16 protein-coding genes and 1 pseudogene are annotated in these 14,868 nt (G+C 72.8%); 6 read left to right on the top strand and 11 right to left on the bottom strand.

The genetic code is table 11. The features are described 5' to 3' along the window. Window positions 1-25: 25 nt before the first annotated feature. The 4 genes from JK359_RS25590 to JK359_RS25575 all read right to left on the bottom strand — a co-directional run bounded on the left by JK359_RS25590 (window position 26) and on the right by JK359_RS25575 (window position 4,284). Window positions 26-406 (bottom strand): GtrA family protein, encoded by a 381-nt coding sequence (locus JK359_RS25590; protein WP_201840179.1) that lies wholly within the window; start codon window positions 404-406, stop codon window positions 26-28. After that, window positions 406-1,356 (bottom strand): glycosyltransferase family 2 protein, encoded by a 951-nt coding sequence (locus tag JK359_RS25585; protein WP_201840177.1) that lies wholly within the window; start codon window positions 1,354-1,356, stop codon window positions 406-408. The genes JK359_RS25590 and JK359_RS25585 overlap by 1 nt, the downstream gene beginning before the upstream one ends. A 22-nt stretch (window positions 1,357-1,378) precedes the next feature. Further along, window positions 1,379-3,928: a YfhO family protein gene (locus JK359_RS25580; protein ID WP_201840175.1), complete on the bottom strand. Its 2,550-nt coding sequence runs from the start codon at window positions 3,926-3,928 to the stop codon at window positions 1,379-1,381. Between the two features lie 257 nt (window positions 3,929-4,185). Then, window positions 4,186-4,284: a CGNR zinc finger domain-containing protein gene (locus tag JK359_RS25575; RefSeq protein WP_372445481.1), complete on the bottom strand. Its 99-nt coding sequence runs from the start codon at window positions 4,282-4,284 to the stop codon at window positions 4,186-4,188. On the opposite strand from JK359_RS25575, the pseudogene JK359_RS39335 reads away from it, so the two are divergent. Together JK359_RS39335 and JK359_RS25565 are read left to right on the top strand one after the other, a co-directional pair. Beyond that, a pseudogene (locus JK359_RS39335) lies at window positions 4,248-4,507 on the top strand (aminotransferase class V-fold PLP-dependent enzyme); the annotation flags it as partial. The gene JK359_RS25575 and the pseudogene JK359_RS39335 sit on opposite strands and share 37 nt — an antisense overlap. Window positions 4,508-4,738: 231 nt before the next feature. After that, complete coding sequence (locus JK359_RS25565) at window positions 4,739-5,182, top strand: DUF6314 family protein (RefSeq protein WP_201840438.1); 444 nt, start codon at window positions 4,739-4,741, stop codon at window positions 5,180-5,182. Here the strand turns inward: JK359_RS25565 and JK359_RS25560 are convergent. The 3 genes from JK359_RS25560 to JK359_RS25550 form a co-directional block, all read right to left on the bottom strand. Next, entirely contained in the window at window positions 5,164-5,757 is a 594-nt protein-coding gene (locus JK359_RS25560; protein ID WP_201840173.1) for a histidine phosphatase family protein, read from the bottom strand. The genes JK359_RS25565 and JK359_RS25560 overlap by 19 nt on opposite strands. 70 nt (window positions 5,758-5,827) lie before the next feature. Beyond that, complete coding sequence (locus tag JK359_RS25555; RefSeq protein WP_201840171.1) at window positions 5,828-6,280, bottom strand: GNAT family N-acetyltransferase; 453 nt, start codon at window positions 6,278-6,280, stop codon at window positions 5,828-5,830. Between the two features lie 10 nt (window positions 6,281-6,290). Then, window positions 6,291-7,757, bottom strand: coding sequence for an aminotransferase-like domain-containing protein (locus JK359_RS25550; RefSeq protein WP_201840169.1), 1,467 nt, complete (start codon window positions 7,755-7,757; stop codon window positions 6,291-6,293). Between JK359_RS25550 and JK359_RS25545 the strand changes: the two genes are divergently transcribed. Both JK359_RS25545 and JK359_RS25540 read left to right on the top strand, forming a co-directional pair. Beyond that, window positions 7,756-8,667 carry a DMT family transporter gene (locus tag JK359_RS25545; RefSeq protein ID WP_201840167.1) on the top strand — a complete coding sequence of 304 codons (912 nt, stop codon included), beginning with the start codon at window positions 7,756-7,758 and terminating at the stop codon, window positions 8,665-8,667. The two genes, JK359_RS25550 and JK359_RS25545, sit on opposite strands and share 2 nt — an antisense overlap. Window positions 8,668-8,687: 20 nt before the next feature. Further along, on the top strand, window positions 8,688-8,888 hold the full coding sequence (locus JK359_RS25540; protein WP_201840165.1) for a DUF1918 domain-containing protein: 201 nt from the start codon (window positions 8,688-8,690) through the stop codon (window positions 8,886-8,888). On the opposite strand, the gene JK359_RS25535 is transcribed toward JK359_RS25540, so the two are convergent. Continuing rightward, window positions 8,889-10,112, bottom strand: a complete 1,224-nt coding sequence (locus JK359_RS25535) for a glycoside hydrolase family 10-like protein (protein WP_201840162.1) — start codon at window positions 10,110-10,112, stop codon at window positions 8,889-8,891. A gap of 167 nt (window positions 10,113-10,279) precedes the next feature. Here JK359_RS25535 and JK359_RS25530 point away from each other — a divergent pair, with 167 nt between their 5' ends. Next, window positions 10,280-11,155 carry a 3-hydroxybutyryl-CoA dehydrogenase gene (locus JK359_RS25530; protein WP_201840159.1) on the top strand — a complete coding sequence of 292 codons (876 nt, stop codon included), beginning with the start codon at window positions 10,280-10,282 and terminating at the stop codon, window positions 11,153-11,155. 194 nt (window positions 11,156-11,349) lie between these two features. After that, entirely contained in the window at window positions 11,350-11,610 is a 261-nt protein-coding gene (locus tag JK359_RS25525) for a hypothetical protein (RefSeq protein ID WP_201840156.1), read from the top strand. Here JK359_RS25525 and JK359_RS25520 read toward each other — a convergent pair. The 3 genes from JK359_RS25520 to JK359_RS25510 all read right to left on the bottom strand — a co-directional run bounded on the left by JK359_RS25520 (window position 11,607) and on the right by JK359_RS25510 (window position 14,733). After that, window positions 11,607-12,143: an NUDIX hydrolase gene (locus JK359_RS25520; protein ID WP_201840154.1), complete on the bottom strand. Its 537-nt coding sequence runs from the start codon at window positions 12,141-12,143 to the stop codon at window positions 11,607-11,609. The two genes, JK359_RS25525 and JK359_RS25520, sit on opposite strands and share 4 nt — an antisense overlap. 65 nt (window positions 12,144-12,208) lie before the next feature. Continuing rightward, the gene (locus JK359_RS25515; protein ID WP_201840150.1) at window positions 12,209-13,549 is read right to left on the bottom strand and encodes an NsdA family TPR-like regulatory protein; all 1,341 of its coding nucleotides are present in this window, start codon (window positions 13,547-13,549) and stop codon (window positions 12,209-12,211) included. A gap of 119 nt (window positions 13,550-13,668) precedes the next feature. Continuing rightward, complete coding sequence (locus JK359_RS25510) at window positions 13,669-14,733, bottom strand: PP2C family protein-serine/threonine phosphatase (RefSeq protein WP_201840148.1); 1,065 nt, start codon at window positions 14,731-14,733, stop codon at window positions 13,669-13,671. Window positions 14,734-14,868: the final 135 nt, after the last annotated feature.

Raw genomic sequence — 14,868 nt, 5'->3', positions numbered from 1 at the left:
CATGACTATACGTATCGATGCACGTTTATGCAATCGACTCGCGCTCGGAGCCGGGGAGCATGACCCGGCGCGAGACGACGAAGGTGACCGGGATCGCCGCCGCCGAGGCGATCAGCGGGGCGAAGCGGCTGCCGGCGTGCAGGAGGTCGACGATCACGTAGACACCGGCGGTGGTGACCAGGAAATTCGTGACGTTCGTCAGCGGGAACAGCAGGAATTTACGCCAGGTGGGCCGCGTCCGGTAGGTGAAGCGCGCGTTCAGGAAAAAGGACCCGACCATACTGAGTACGAATGCCAGGATGTGTGCGGCCAGATAAGGCAAAGCGTTCAGAAAAATCAGGTAGAGGAAGTAGTAGGTCGCCGTGTTGACGACACCGACCGCGCCGAAGGTGAGAATCTGCCGCATCAGGGGATGAGATCTTTCGTCCGTTCCACGTTGGTCGCCTTCACCAGGAAGTGCGGGCGCCCCTTCACCTCGTAGTAGATGCGGCCGGTGTACTCCCCGATGACTCCCAGCATGACCATCTGGACCCCCGCGAGGGCGGTCACGGCGGTGATGATGGTCACATAGCCGGGTGTCTGGACGCCGTTGACGAGCGCCGCGCCCACGATCCAGGCGGTGTAGAGGCCCGCGCACAGCAGCAGGCCCACGCCGAGCCAGAGTGCCGCGCGCAGCGGGCGGTTGTTGAAGGACAGCAGGCCGTCGAGGCCGTAGTTCAGCAGTCCGCGCAGGTTCCAGGAGCTGCGGCCGGCCTCGCGGACGGCGTTGCGGTACTCGAAGGTGACGCTCGGGAAGCCGACCCAGGCGAACAGGCCCTTGGAGAAGCGGTTGTACTCGGTGAGGGCCAGGACCGCGTCCACCACCCGGCGCGACAGCAGCCGGAAGTCCCCCACGCCGTCGACCAGTTCCACGTCGACCAGGCGGTTGACGAGCCGGTAGTACAGCCGCGCGGTGAGGGTCCGGGAGAGCCGGTCGCCGGTGCGGGTGCGCCTGGCGATGACCTGGTCGTGACCCTGCTCGCGCAGCTCCACCATGCGCTTGACCAGCTCCGGCGGGTGTTGCAGGTCGGCGTCCATGACGATCACCGAGTCGCCGGAGGCGTTCCGCAGGCCGGCGAGCAGGGCCGCCTCCTTGCCGAAGTTGCGGCTGAAGGAGACGTAGCGCACCCGGGAGTCGCGGTCCGCGAGGTGCTTCAGGACGGCGAGCGTGCGGTCCCGGCTGCCGTCGTCGACGTAGACGAACTCCATGTCGTGGCCGAGGGGCAGCAGTTCCTCGGCGACCTTCTGGATCTCCTCGTGGAAGCGGGCGAGGACGTCTTCCTCGTTGTAGCAGGGCGCGACGATCGATATGAGCATGGCGGGTCCCCCTTGGGCGCGGTCAGAGAGCGGCGGTCTCGCGCTCGCGCGGCGATGTGGTCGTGGGTGACGCCGGGACGCGCCGGCGGCGGACGGCGGTGAGGGCGGTGAGCACGACGAGGGTGAGCAGCGAGGCGGCCCCGACGGTCGTGCCCAGCCGCAGGCCGGGTGGGTGGAAGGTGCAGGTCAGGCTGGTGGACGCGGCGTCGAGCGGGACGGCGACGAGGCCGTGGTACTCCCCCGCGGGCCGGGCCGGGCGGTCGCCGGTCGCGCACCGCCAGCCGGCGATCCGGGGCACGGCGACGACCGCGGTGCCCTTGCTGCCGGCGGGCAGCACGGCCCGCACGGTCCCGTCGGAGACGCTGACGTGCGTGGCGCCGCCGGAGGTGAGGTGCGCGGCGGCGGTGCGCAGCCGGGCGGTGTCCAGGCAGCCGATCGCACCGGGCGGGATCCGGCCGGGCAGCTTCGGGGTGAGCCGGATCCGCAGCCGTCCGGAGTCCGGGGCCGTGCCGAGCGGTGCCATGGCGGCGCGGTTGCGCGGGTGCTCGAACCGGAAGACCGCACCGGTCCCGGTCGCGGTGCCGGCGAGCCGGGCGGTGCCGGCGTAGTGCGGCGCCCACAGGTACACCTGGCTCCCGGCCGGGCAGCGGGCGGTGACCGTCGGGCCGGACAGGGCGTTCCCGGAGCCGACCCGGCGCGAGGGGACCGGCTTGCCGGCGTCGTCCTGCACGGCGGTCCGGGGCACGGTGTAGACGCGGCTGCCCAGCAGGATCTCCTGGTTGCGGTACGGCGAGGGGCCGAAGGGCCGGCGGTCCGGTACGGGCCGTACCGTCACCAGGGGCGGGACGCCCCGCCGGGTCAGGGTCGCCGGGGTCCCGCCCGGCGGCACGTGCTTCTGGTGCGGGTCGGGGGGTGAGTGGACCCGGGCGCCGACGGAGAAGATGACATCGGTGACGGCGTTGTCCAGGCTCTGCACGCTCCGCCCGCGCGAGGTCCAGCCGTCGCCGAGCGCGGTGAGGGTACGGCTGAGCACGTCGGAGGTCAGGCTGCTGTAGTACTGGGCGCCCTGGCCGCCCACGAGCATCGGGTCGTTGCCGACGGTCTGCTCGCGGCCCGGGTCGGCGCGGTACCGGGGCCAGCCGTCCGCCTCGGCGATCAGCGCGGCCTGTCGCTCCTGCCGTTCGCCCCACGGGGCGTAGTCGTCCATGTGTCCGAGGCGCATGCGGCCGGCCACGGCGGAGGTGGCGGCGGTCTCGCCGAGCTGCGCGCCGAGCAGGAGCACGACCGCCAGGGCGGCGGGCCGGCCGCGCGGTGCGGAGCGGGCCAGCAGGACGAGCCCGCCGACGGCGCCGGCGACGGCGAGCAGCAGCACCGGCCAGGTGAAGATCCGTACCAGGCCGCTGCGGCTCGCGAGGGCCGTGATCAGGACGAGCAGCGCGGTCGCGGCACCGAGGGCGCGACGGTCCGGCGGGCCGTGGGACAGTGCCTGCCAGGCGGCGACGACGAGCAGCCCGCACAGGACGAAGGTCTGCCGGTAGGCGCTGCCCTGCGGGGTGGCGAAGGCGTGCCAGAGCAGGTGGGTCGGTTCCCACTGGAGGGACAGCGCCACTGCGAGCACCAGGGCCGTCCAGCCCGCCCGGACCCGGCCCGGGACGGCCCGGTGGAAGGGCAGGGCGAGGGCGAGCAGCAGGGCGGTGACGCCGACGTAGAGGGCCGGGGAGCCGAAGCCGTACGTCGTGGGCAGCAGTCTGGCCAGGACGTCCTCGGCCGGCACCGGGCTGAACCGGCGCTCCCGGCCCGGGTGGGCGTGGCGGGTGCCGAAGTAGACGACCGTGACGAGGGGGGCGGCGAGGCCCACGCCGAGGGCGGTGGTCAGGGCGGCGCGGCCGGCCGTGGCGAGGGCCCGGCGCAGCGGCGGACGGTCGAGCAGGAGGCGCAGCAGCAGGACCAGGGCGGCACCGAGGGTGGCCATGTAGGCCGTGTAGAAGTTGGCGGTCCAGGCGAGGGCGACGATCAGGACGCCGGGCAGCCGTCGGCGGCCGGTGAGGGCCCGTTCGCCGACCAGGCACAGCAGGGGGAAGGCGATGAGGCCGTCGAGCCACATCGGGTTGTAGTCGGCGTCGGCGAGGGTCCAGCCGCACAGCGCGTACGAGGCGCCGAGCAGGCCCGCCGCCCACCAGCGGCCCGGCCGCAAGGTGAGCAGCAGCCAGGCCATGGCCGCGGCCGCGCAGGCGATCTTCAGAAGAGTGATCACGTACACCGCGAGGTCGATCTCGTCCCGCGGGAAGAGGGCGACCAGCGGCGCGAACGGGCTGCCCAGGTACGTACCGAGGTCGGGCAGGAAGCTGGAGCCGTACCCGGACTGCCAGTCGACGAGGAGGCCGCCGTCGGCCCTGCCGTGCAGCAGGTCCCACAGGTGGGCGTGGAAAGGCACGTACTGGTTGCCCAGGTCGTTGACGCTGCGGGTGCGGGGGCCGAAAGGGTAGCTGCGGGCCAGTACGTCACCGGCACACAGGGCGGCGGTCGCGAGGGCTGCGGCCAGCACGGCGGCGGCCCGATCGGGGCGGGGCATTGATTTCACACCCGGGCCCCGTCGGGGTGCCGTCGCCTGTTCCCGTGTGCAATGCCGCTTTCGCCGGGCGGAGTGGTGCGGTGCATTTTCGGCAGTCCTCACAGAATGTGTGCCCCATGGAAGTCGCCGACTTAGACGGAGCGTGATTCCGGTTGGTTGTGCGCTCACCCGGAAGTGAGGCGACTTCTTCCGAATACGGGAAACGCCGCGTGAATTTCATGTCCTCCCGGAGAATTTTGGATTTCCGGGAGGTGTGCTCAAGGTGAACCGGCCTTGCGGGTCGCGTACGCCCGGGCGGCCCGGACCCGGTTGCCGCACTGTGTCGTGCACCAGCGGCGGGCGCCGTGGGAGCGCAGGAACCAGCGGGCGCAGCCCTGTGCGGCGCACTCGCCGGCTCGACCTCTCCCGGGCGGACGAGCTGCTGGACGAGCGCACCAAGGTGCTGGCCCTCACCCACCAGTCCAACGTCCTCGGCACCCTCAACCCGGTCCGGGAACTCACCGACCGGGCCCACGCATCCGGCGCGCTGGTGGTCGTGGACGGCGCCCAGTCCGTGCGCACCGCCCGGTCGACGTGCGGGAGCTGGGCGCGGACTTCCTGGCCTTCTCCGGGCACAAGGTGCTCGGCCCGAACGGCATCGCTGGGCATGGCCGAGGTGGCGGCGTACGAGGAGACGCTCACCGCCCGCGCCCTGGAGCTGCTCGCCGAGGTGCGCGGGGTCCGGGTGGTCGGCCCGGCCGGCCTCGGCCAGGATGGACCCCTGGACGGCCGCCGGAAGGACCCCCGGTGCACACGAGGAAAGGCACGGTGATGGAGGAGTACTGGCCGGTACCCGACGTACTGGCCCACCTGGCCGGAAGCTGGCGGGTCGAGCGCATCGTGCGGGACCTCGCCGGCGCGGACGAAGGACACTTCACCGGCGTGACGGTCTTCCGCCCGCTGCCGGACGGCGGCCTGCTGCACGAGGAGTCCGGCACCTTCACCTGGCAGGGCGTGGCGCGGCCGGCCACCCGGACGCTGCGGTTCCTGCCGGGCCCCGTACCCGGCAGCGCGGACGTGCGGTTCGCGGACGGGCGGCCCTTCCACGAGCTGGACCTGACCACGGGGCGGTACGTCGCCGACCACCCGTGCGCGGCCGACCTCTACCGGGGCGAGTTCACCGTCCGCGACGCCGACCACTGGCGCACGGTGTGGCGGGTCGGCGGTCCGGCGAAGGACCTCGTCCTGACCACCGGCTACGTGCGCGAGGGCTGAGCGCCCGCCCCGTCGAAGCGGAGGTTCCAGCGGCCCGCGCGACCGGTGACCGAGGTCATGGAGAGCGGGCGGACGTCGATGTTCCAGTAGCTGGTGGGCGGCGCCTTCAGCGCGTAGACCAGGGCCGCCCGGATCACGGCCGGCTCCGCCACCGCGACGATCCGGCCGCCGTCGTCGGCCGGCCGGGTGTCCAGCCAGCCACCGACCCGGGAGATGAACTCCAGCAGGGACTCGCCGCCGTGCGGGGTGGACCGCGGGTCGGCGAGCCAGGCGTCCACCGCCTGCGGCTCCCTGGCCATCGCCTCGCCCAGCGTCAGCCCGCGCCAGCGGCCCATGCCGCAGTCGCGGAGCGCCGGCTGGACCAGCGGGGCGTAGCCCAGGGCGTCGCCCGTGGCCCGGCTGCGCGGTGTCGGCGAGCAGTAGCGCAGCTCGGCCGCCGCGAGCGGCAGCAGATCCCCGGCGACGCGCTGCACCTCGTCCCAGCCGGCCTGGTCCAGCGGCCGGTCGTCCTCGAAGCGCTCGGCGAGCAGCGGGGCACTGCGCGCCGCGGCGACGAACGTCACCCTCAGTGGCATGCGGTGATGGTGAGCCGCCACGGAGAGCAGGTCAAGAGGCTGTTACCTAGGGGTTACCAGGGACGTTCGATCACTTGGCGTCCGTTCGGCCGAAGCTGTGGATCATCCACTGCTCCGGGCGGTCCAGCGACCGGAAGCCGAGCTTCCGGTAAATCTCGTGCGCGTCCTCGGTCGCCAGCATCAGCCGGCGCAGCCCGAACGGCGCCAGGTGATCGCGGATGCGCCCGACGAACGCCGTGCCGACGCCCTTGCCGCGCACCGAGGGGTCGACGTACACGTCGGCGAGCCAGGCGAACAGCGCCCGGTCGGTGACCACGCGCGCGAACGCCACCTGCTCCCCGGTCCCCGTCGCGTAGACGCCGAAGTTCAGGGAGGACGCCATCGCCCGGGCGTGCTGCTCGCGCGGCCGGCCGAGCGCCCAGTACGCGTCGTTCGACAGCCAGCCGTGGACGCGGTCCACGTCGACGCGGCCGGGGTCGGCGGAGAACTCGTACCCCTCGGGGAGGTCGGGTGTGTCGCTCATGGGGTGATCCTCACAGGCCCGCCCGGTCCGGCACGACCGGATTTCGCACCACCTCGTCCCAGGCGGCCCGCAGCCGCCGCACCCCTTCCGCGATCTCCCCGGTGCCGGCCACCGCCGCGAAGCTCAGGCGCAGGTGGGCGGCGGGGGGCTCGGCGCTGAAGTAGGGGCGGCCGGGGGTGAGGGCGACGCCCGCGCGCAGGGCCGCCGCGGCCAGGGCGGCCTCGTCGGTGCCCTCGGGCAGCCGCAGCCACAGGTGGTAGCCGCCGGAGGGGATGTGCGGCAGGGCCGGTTCGGGCAGGTACCGGGCGAGCGCGCCGGTCATGGCGTCGCGCCGGGTCTTCAGCTCGGCGGAGAGCGCGCGCAGGTGGCGGGGCCAGGCCGGGGAACCGACCAGTTCCAGCGCGGCCTCCTGCAGCGGCCGCGGGACGAAGAAGGTGTCCACGACCTGGATGGCGCGCAGCCGCTCGAGCACCGGCCCGCGGGCGGCCAGGGCGCTCACCCGGAAGCTCGGCGAGGTCGCCTTGGTCAGCGAGCCGACGTGCACCACGACGCCGTCAGGGTCGTCGGCGGCCAGCGGGCGGGGCAGCGGTCCGGCATCGGCGTGCACGAGCCGGCGGACGAAGTCGTCCTCGACGACGAACGCGCCGGCCTCGCGGGCGATGCGCAGCACCTCCGCCCGCCGGCCGGGAGCCAGGACGGCGCCGGTCGGGTTCTGGAACAGCGGCTGGCAGACGAAGACCCGGGCGCCGGTGGCCCGGAAGGCGTCCGCGAGCAGGCCGGGCCGTACGCCGTCGGGGTCCACCGGCACCGGCACGGCCCGCAGGCCGGCCGCGCGGGCGAGGGCCAGCATGCCCGGGTAGGTGGGTGATTCCACGAGCACCGGGGCGCCGGGCGGGGCGAGCGCGCGCAGGGCGGTGGCCAGCGCGGACTGGCCGCCCGCCGCGATCAGCACCTCGGCCGCCGTGACGGCACCGCCGATCCCGCGCGCGAACCACTCCCGCAGCTCCGGCAGCCCCTCCAGCGGTGGCCGCGTCCAGGCTCCCGGCCGCCGGCCGGCCCGGGCGAGCGCCGCCGCCATGGCCCGCTCCGGCTGGAGGGAGGAGTGCAGATAGCCACCGTTGAACTCCAGCACGCCGGGGGCCGGAGCGGCCAGCGAGACCGTGACACCGGAAGCGTCCACCGTGCGCGGTACGAGGTCGGGGGCGCCGTCGGCGCTCAAGGTGACCTCCTGCCAGGAGGTGTCACCGGCGGGGTGCTGTGCGCTGTGCGGCCGGGCCCGGAAGGCGCCGGCTCCGGGCCGGGTGACCACCAGGCCCTCGGCGGCGAGCTGGGCCAGGGCGCGCGAGACGGTCACCGGGCTCACCCGGAACCGTTCGACCAGCACCCGACTCGACGGCAGCTTTCCACCAGGTGAGTAGCGGTCCAACTCTTGCCGCAACTGTTCTGCCAGTTCAGCCACACTGCTACGCTGTTGCATGAGGACACAGAGTAGCGCTACTACCGCCAGCCCGATAGCAGTCACCGCTCCACGGGAGATCCGCGGCCTCGGCACCCTCCAGGCCGCCCTGGGCGTGGTCGCCTTCTCGCTGACCTTTCCCTCGACGGCCTGGGGCCTGGAGAGCTTCGGCCCCTGGTCGCTCGTGGCGGTGCGCGGGGTCCTCGCCGCGACCGTCGCCGGCGGCTGTCTGCTCGCCCTGCGCGTACGGCTCCCGGCGCGGCGCCATCTCGCCGGGCTGGCCGTGGTCGCCGCCGGAGTGGTGCTGGGCTTCCCGATGCTGACCACGCTCGCCCTGCAGACGTCCACCACCGCGCACGCGGCCGTCGTGGTGGGCCTGCTGCCGCTGACCACCGCCGTGTTCTCGGCCCTGCGCACCGGCGCCCGTCCCTCCCGCCGGTTCTGGCTCGCCGCGGTGGCCGGCGCGGTGGCCGTGCTCGCCTTCACCGTCGCCCAGAGCGGCGGCGCGCTCACCGCGGCCGACGCGTACCTGTTCGGGGCGCTGCTGGTGTGTGCGGCCGGCTACACCGAGGGCGGCCGGCTGGCCCGGGTCATGCCGGGCTGGCAGGTCATCGGCTGGGCGCTGGTGCTGTGCCTGCCGCTGACCGTGCCCGCCGCGGCACTCGCGCTGGCCCACGAGCCGGTGCGCCTGACCGTCCACGGCGTGGCGGGGCTGGTGTGGGTGGCGGTCGGTTCGACCTTCCTGGGGCTGCTCGTGTGGTACCGGGGCATGGCGGCCATCGGCATCCCGCGGGCCAGCCAGTTGCAGTTGGCCCAGCCCCTGCTCACACTGGTGTGGTCGGCGCTGCTGCTGGGCGAGCACCTCACGGTGGCCGCTCCCCTGACCGCCCTGGCCGTGCTCGTGTGCATCGCCGTCACGCAGCGGTCGTGATCATGAGGAGGGCCTGTCACATGCGCGCATCCAAGGGCGACCGCCTTGTCCAGCACGGCAGGGTGGTCGGCCAACACGACCAGATCACGGAAGTAGTCGAAGTGATGGGCCAGGAGGGTAATCCGCCCTACCGGGTCCGCTTCCCGGACGGGCGCGAGGCCGTGATGTCCCCCGGCCCCGACTGCGAGGTCCGGCACCGGGACGACCTGCAACAGCAGTAGTCAGCGCGGTGGTTTCGCCGGCCCCGGGTAGTGGTCGGCGACCACCCGTGCCATCGCCCCGATCCGATCGGCCGCCAGGTCCTTGGCGGCGAAGAACACGTGGCCGCGCACCTGCGGGTGCTTCGCGGCCAGCGTGAGGTGCCGGGACAGCTCGACCGGGTCCCGCCAGGCGGCGGGCTGCCCGGCGGCCCCGGCCCGGTACAGGGCCTCGCCGACGTACAGGTGTGTCCTGGTCCCCTCGGCGACCCCGGCCCACCACTCGACCAGCTTCGCGTAGTCGGCCGCGGCGTTGCCCAGGTGCCAGTACAGCTGCGGGACGATGTAGTCGATCCAGTGGTTGCGGACCCACTTGCGGGTGTCCGCGTGCATGTCGTCGTACGTCTCGACGCCCGCCTGCGTGTCGGAGCCCCGCGCGTCGGACGAGGCGTTGCGCCACACGCCGAAGGGGCTGATCCCGAACCGGGTGCCGGGCCGGACCCGCTTGATCCCCGCTGCCGTCTCCTGCACCAGCCGGTCGACGTTGTCCCGTCGCCAGGCGGCCCGGCCGGAGAACGCGCCGCCGTGACGGTCGTAGGCGTCGTCGTCGTCGAAGGTCTGCCCGGCGACCGGGTAGGGGTAGAAGTAGTCGTCGAAGTGGACGGCGTCGACCGGATAGCGGGCGACCGCGTCGAGGATCGCCCGCTGCACGAAGGCGCGGACCTCGGGCAGACCGGGGTCGTAGTAGAGCCGGCCGCCGTAGGGCACCACCCAGCCGGGGTGCTTGCGGGCCGGGTGGGAGGCGGCCAGCCGGCCCGGATCGGCGTGGTTGGCGATCCGGTACGGATTGAACCAGGCGTGCAGTTGCAGTCCGCGGGCGTGGGCCTCCGCGACGGCCGTGCCCAGCGGGTCCCAGCCGGGGTGCTTGCCCTGGGTGCCGGTGAGGTACTCGGACCAGGGTTCGTACGGCGACGGCCACAGGGCGTCGGCCGTGGGCCGGACCTGGAGGATCACCGTGTTGAGCCGGTCACGGACCGCCCGGTCGAGGTGGGCGATCAGTTCCTTGCGCTGCGCGTTCGCCGTGAGGCCGGGCCGCGAGGGCCAGTCCCGGTTGACGACGGTGGCGATCCAGACGCCCCGCATCGCGGCGCTCGCGCCGGACCCGGCACCCCCGGCCGCCGCGCGCGGTGCCGTGGCCAGCGTGGACAGCGCGGCCAGGGCGAAGGCCCGGCGTGACATGCGCCCCATGCGCACCCCCGTACGCTCCGGATCCGCTCCGTCACGGATCGTTCCGCGCTCCAGGATGCCTCCACCCGCGCGATCGATCATCGATACTTGACGGTAACGTGCACGTTCGGAGCAGGCGCCGACCCGGAGGTCTGCCAGCGAGCCGGAGAACCAGCGAAGGGGTCGATGTGACGGACTTCCCATCGGGAGACATTGCGCGCGTCGGAGTCGTGGGCTGCGGCCAGATGGGCGCGGGCATCGCCGAGGTGTGCGCCCGCGCGGGACTGGACGTGAAGGTCGCCGAGACCACCGGCGAGGCCTTGGAGATCGGCCGTACCCGGCTGTTCAACTCCCTGGCCAAGGCCGCCGAGCGCGGCAAGATCAGTGAGGCGGAGCGGGACGACACGCAGGCGCGGCTGAGCTTCACCACGGATCTCGGCGAGTTCGCCGACCGGGACCTGGTGATCGAGGCCGTCGTCGAGAACGAGCAGGTGAAGACCGAGATCTTCCAGGTGCTCGACCAGGTGGTGACCCGGGCCGACGCGATCCTGGCCTCCAACACCTCCTCGATCCCGCTGGTGAAGCTGGCGGTCACCACGTCGCGCCCGGACCACGTCGTCGGCATCCACTTCTTCAACCCGGCCCCGGTGCAGAACCTGGTCGAGCTGATCCCGGCGCTCACCACCTCCGAGGGCACCCTCAGCCGCGCCCAGCTCTTCGCCGAGAAGGTGCTCGGCAAGCACGCCATCCGCGCCCAGGACCGCTCCGGTTTCGTGGTGAACGCGCTGCTCGTGCCCTACCTGCTGTCCGCGATCCGGATGTTCGAGTCGGGCATCGCGAGCCGCGAGGACATCGACAACGGCATGGAGATGGGCTGCGCCCACCCGATGGGCCCGCTGAAGCTGTCCGACCTGATCGGCCTGGACACCGTCGTGTCCATCGCCAACTCCATGTACACCGAGTACAAGGAGCCGTTGTACGCCGCTCCCCCGCTGCTGCAGCGCATGGTCGAGGCCGGCCGGCTCGGCCGGAAGACCGGCTCCGGCTTCTACACCTACGGCTGATTACGAAGAGCGACGCCTACGGGCCCGGCACCGGACTTCGGTGCCGGGCCCGTCCGTTTCACACACCGTGTGCGCGCCGGGCACGCATATGCCCTTCGCACACGCTCCCCATGCGCCCACCAGGCGAGTTGACTCTTCATGCGCATGCAAGGGATGCGGAACCATCCATTTCGACTACCGAAAGGAGCGGACCCGTGACCGCCGACCCGGAGCATCCCGTGGTCCATGGAGAACTCGCAGAGTTACGGCGCCGCCTGGACGTGGCCTACACCCGTGTGGAGGGAGGGCTGGCGCTGCTCCGCCACCGTACGGAGGAGACCGCCAAGGAGCTGGACGAGCTGAACTCCCGGATGGCCTCGCTGGAACACGCACGCTGGCCGCTGCCCTCGCTCGCCGTGCTGACCGCGCTCGGCGCGCTCGTGGTGACGGTCTGGCAGGCGCTGGGGACCCACTAGCCCTCGGCGAGCCTGAGGTGGTGCAGGAGGAGTAACGCGGCCGCCATGTTGGCGGCCGGGACCTCCCCACGGGCGATCAGGTCGGGGACGACTTTGAGGGGCACCCATTCCCGCCGGTCCGACTCGAAGTCGTCCACGGGATGTCCCACGTACTCGCCCCGGTCGGACCAGTAGATGTGGTGCCGGGCGTCGGTGAGGCCGTTGGACGGCTCCACGCTCATGAGGTGGTGCAGGGGCCCCGGCCGCCAGCCGGTCTCCTCCTCCAGTTCCCTGGCCGCCGCCCTCGCGATGTCCTCGCCGTCCTCGACCACGCCCGCGGCCAGTTCCCAGCCCCAGCTGTCGGTGATGAAGCGGTGCCGCCACAGCAGCAGCACTTCGTTCGCCTCGTTGACGACCGTGGCCACGGCCACGGGACGCAGCCGGATCAGGAAGTGGTCCAGGTGCCGGCCGTCCGGCAGCTCGACATCTGCGAGATTGACGCTGAACCAGCGGTTTTCATACACAGTTTGTTCGTTCTGTTTCGTCCACTGCACGGTTCTGCCACCTTCCGCCGAGTAAGTGGCAATATCGCAGCAGCGACGGTGCTCCCACAGTGGGCCTACAGCGGTACGCGCAATGCCCCGTCGATGAGTTCGGCGGCCTCGGCGGTGTCGGCCGAGCCGCAGCGCACCAGATGCTCGCGTACCGCGCGGAGTCTGTCACGCAGCCGCTGCGACTCCATCCCGCGCGCCTGCTCGGCCATCTGCACGGCGCTGACCACCGCCTTCTCGGCGTTGCCCTGGCGCAGTTCGATGGTGCTGAGCATCGCCAGCCGGTGCACCCGCCCCCGGTCGTGGGCGGGGTTGTCGACGGCCGCCGCGGCATGCTCCCGGGCGGCGGCGAGTTCCCCGAGGCTCAGCAGGGCCTCGGCCACCTGCACATTGACGAGCCCCGGCTGCACGTAACCGGTCTCGTCCGGCTCGTACCCGCGCCGGATCCGCTCGGCCGCCGCCTCCGCACGGCGGATGCAGGACAGCGCGCTGCCGCCGTCACCGAGGTGCGCGTACGCCTTGGCCTGCATCGCGTACAGGTCGGAGGCGAGCGCCGGGGTGATGTGCCGGCCGGCGGCCCGCAGCGCCGCCTCGGCGAAGGCGACGGCCTGCCGGTACTCCCGCATGAACAGCGACTGGTTGACCAGGAGGGCGATCACGTACGCGCCGAGTCCGCGGTCGCCGCTGGCCTTCGCGAGCCGCAGCGCCTGGTGGAAATAGCGCTGGGCGAGCCCGTGGGCGTCGGAGTCGTACGCACAGATGCCCGCGATCGCCACCAACCCGCCCGTCGTGCGGTGCAGTTGGCGCCCGGTGGCATCGGTGTAGCTGCCCCGCAGCAGCGGCGCGGCCTCGGCGTTGAGGAAACCGACGATCCGCGTCCGCGTCGCGATGCCGCCGGCCTTCCGGTACAGCTGCTCGTAGTGCGTGCGGGCGGCGCGCAGCATCTCGATGTCGGCCGCGGTGACCTGGTGCCGCCCGCCCCGGGAGACGTCGACGTCCTCGGGCGGGTTCTCCCACTCCCACACCGGCATCACGGCCGGGGTGCCGGTGACGGCCTGGGCGCCGAGCACGTGGGGGCGCTGCTGTTCGTCCGAGCGCCACAGGGCGGTGGCCCGCTCCACGAAGCCGGACAGGGAACCGGCGTGCGGTGCGCTCGGCTCGCCGGGCACTCCGAGGCCGATGTCGTCCAGGGTGACGGGCCGGTGCAGCCGGGCGGCCAGCACCTCGCAGATCAGGTCGGGCACCTGGCCGCGGGGCCGCTGGCCCTTCAACCAGCGCGCCACGGCGGTGTGTTCGTAGCGCAGCGCGAGACCGCGTGCGCGTCCCGCCTGGTTGACGTGGGCGGCGAGACCGGCGTGCGAGATCCCCGCCTCGTCCAGGATGGCGTCGAGCAGAGTGTTGGGCTGCATGGAATGCCCCCCGAGTGGCCTGGTGCGGTCAGCGTAGTGCGTACGGGTTCACACGGGGTGTGAACGGAGTGCCCGCATCCGCGGCGTGCACGCACTGTCGCTCAGCGTGTCGCCACGCTTCACTGAGATGCCGGCCAAGCCGCCGGCTCCCCCTCGAAAAGCGGTGGCTTGGCCGGGCCCGCCGCCGGGACGCGACGGTCGTTGCGCAGCACCAGTACGGCCACGTCGTCCGTCGGCCTGCCGCCCGTGTGGTGCAGCAGCGCGGTGAAGAGCGTGCGCAGGACCGTCTGGGGAGAGACGGGGTGATCCCGTACGGCTTCCCGCAGGGTCCGCGGCAGCGAGAAGAACCGGCCGCGGCCGTCCCGTGCGTCCTCCGCGCCGTCCGTGAACAGCACGAGCGACTCGCCCGGCAGCAGACGGCCGCACGGACGTGCCTGCAGCTCCGCGGGCAGCGGGAACGGCCCCAGCGGCGGCAGTGGCTCGGCACGGGTCAGCGGGTCGACCCGCGCACCCCGGAGCAGGTAAGGCCACGGATGGCCGCAGTTGAGGACCCGCAGCTCGCCGTCCCTGCCGATCTCCAGGAGCAGTACGGTGACGAACTCCTCGGCGACCGGGTTGTCGGGGTCCGAGGCGCCGCTCGCCGGGTGCTCGGCCCGGGCGCGTTCCCGCAGGTGCCGAGCGAGGGCCCGGTCCAGTCTGCCCAGCACCCGGCCCAGTTCGGGCTCGTCGTGGGCGGCCTCGCGGAAGCTGCCGAGCAGGGCGGCGACCGTGCCGAGAGCGGCCAGCCCGTGCCCCCGTACGTCCCCCATCACCACGCGCACCCCGTGCTCGGTGGCGACGGCCTCGTACAGATCACCGCCGACGCTCGCGCCCCGGTCGGCGGACAGCTGGGCGGCTGCCACGTTGAGCCCGTCGAGACGCGGCGGCAGCGGGCGCAGCACGACGTTCTGCGCGGCCCGTGCCGCCCGCCGGGCGAGCCGCAGCTCCCGCAGCAGGGTGCGGCGGACATGGAGTATGAGACCGGTGCCGACGGCGAAGAACACGGCGCTGGTGGCGATGCGCGCCCCGAGCCCGTCCTGCTGGGCGAGCGGGCAACCGAACTTGTAGCCGACGGCCACTGCTCCCCAGACCGTGGGCAGAACGGCTCCTCGCGCGGTGGGCGCCCGTGCCTTGATGCGGATCATGCCTCTGGTCCCCCATGTGGGCCCTGACAAGCAGACGGACCGACCCCGAAAGGCCGGTCCGATTCTGTCCATCGCACGACCCGGGTGGGCCGGATCGCCGTCCGTTCCCACCCGAACGAGTGAGATAACCCGAGG

Source organism: Streptomyces actinomycinicus (genome assembly GCF_016741775.1).
Lineage (GTDB): Bacteria > Actinomycetota > Actinomycetes > Streptomycetales > Streptomycetaceae > Streptomyces > Streptomyces actinomycinicus.
This window is presented reverse-complemented; position numbering and strand designations above follow the sequence as displayed.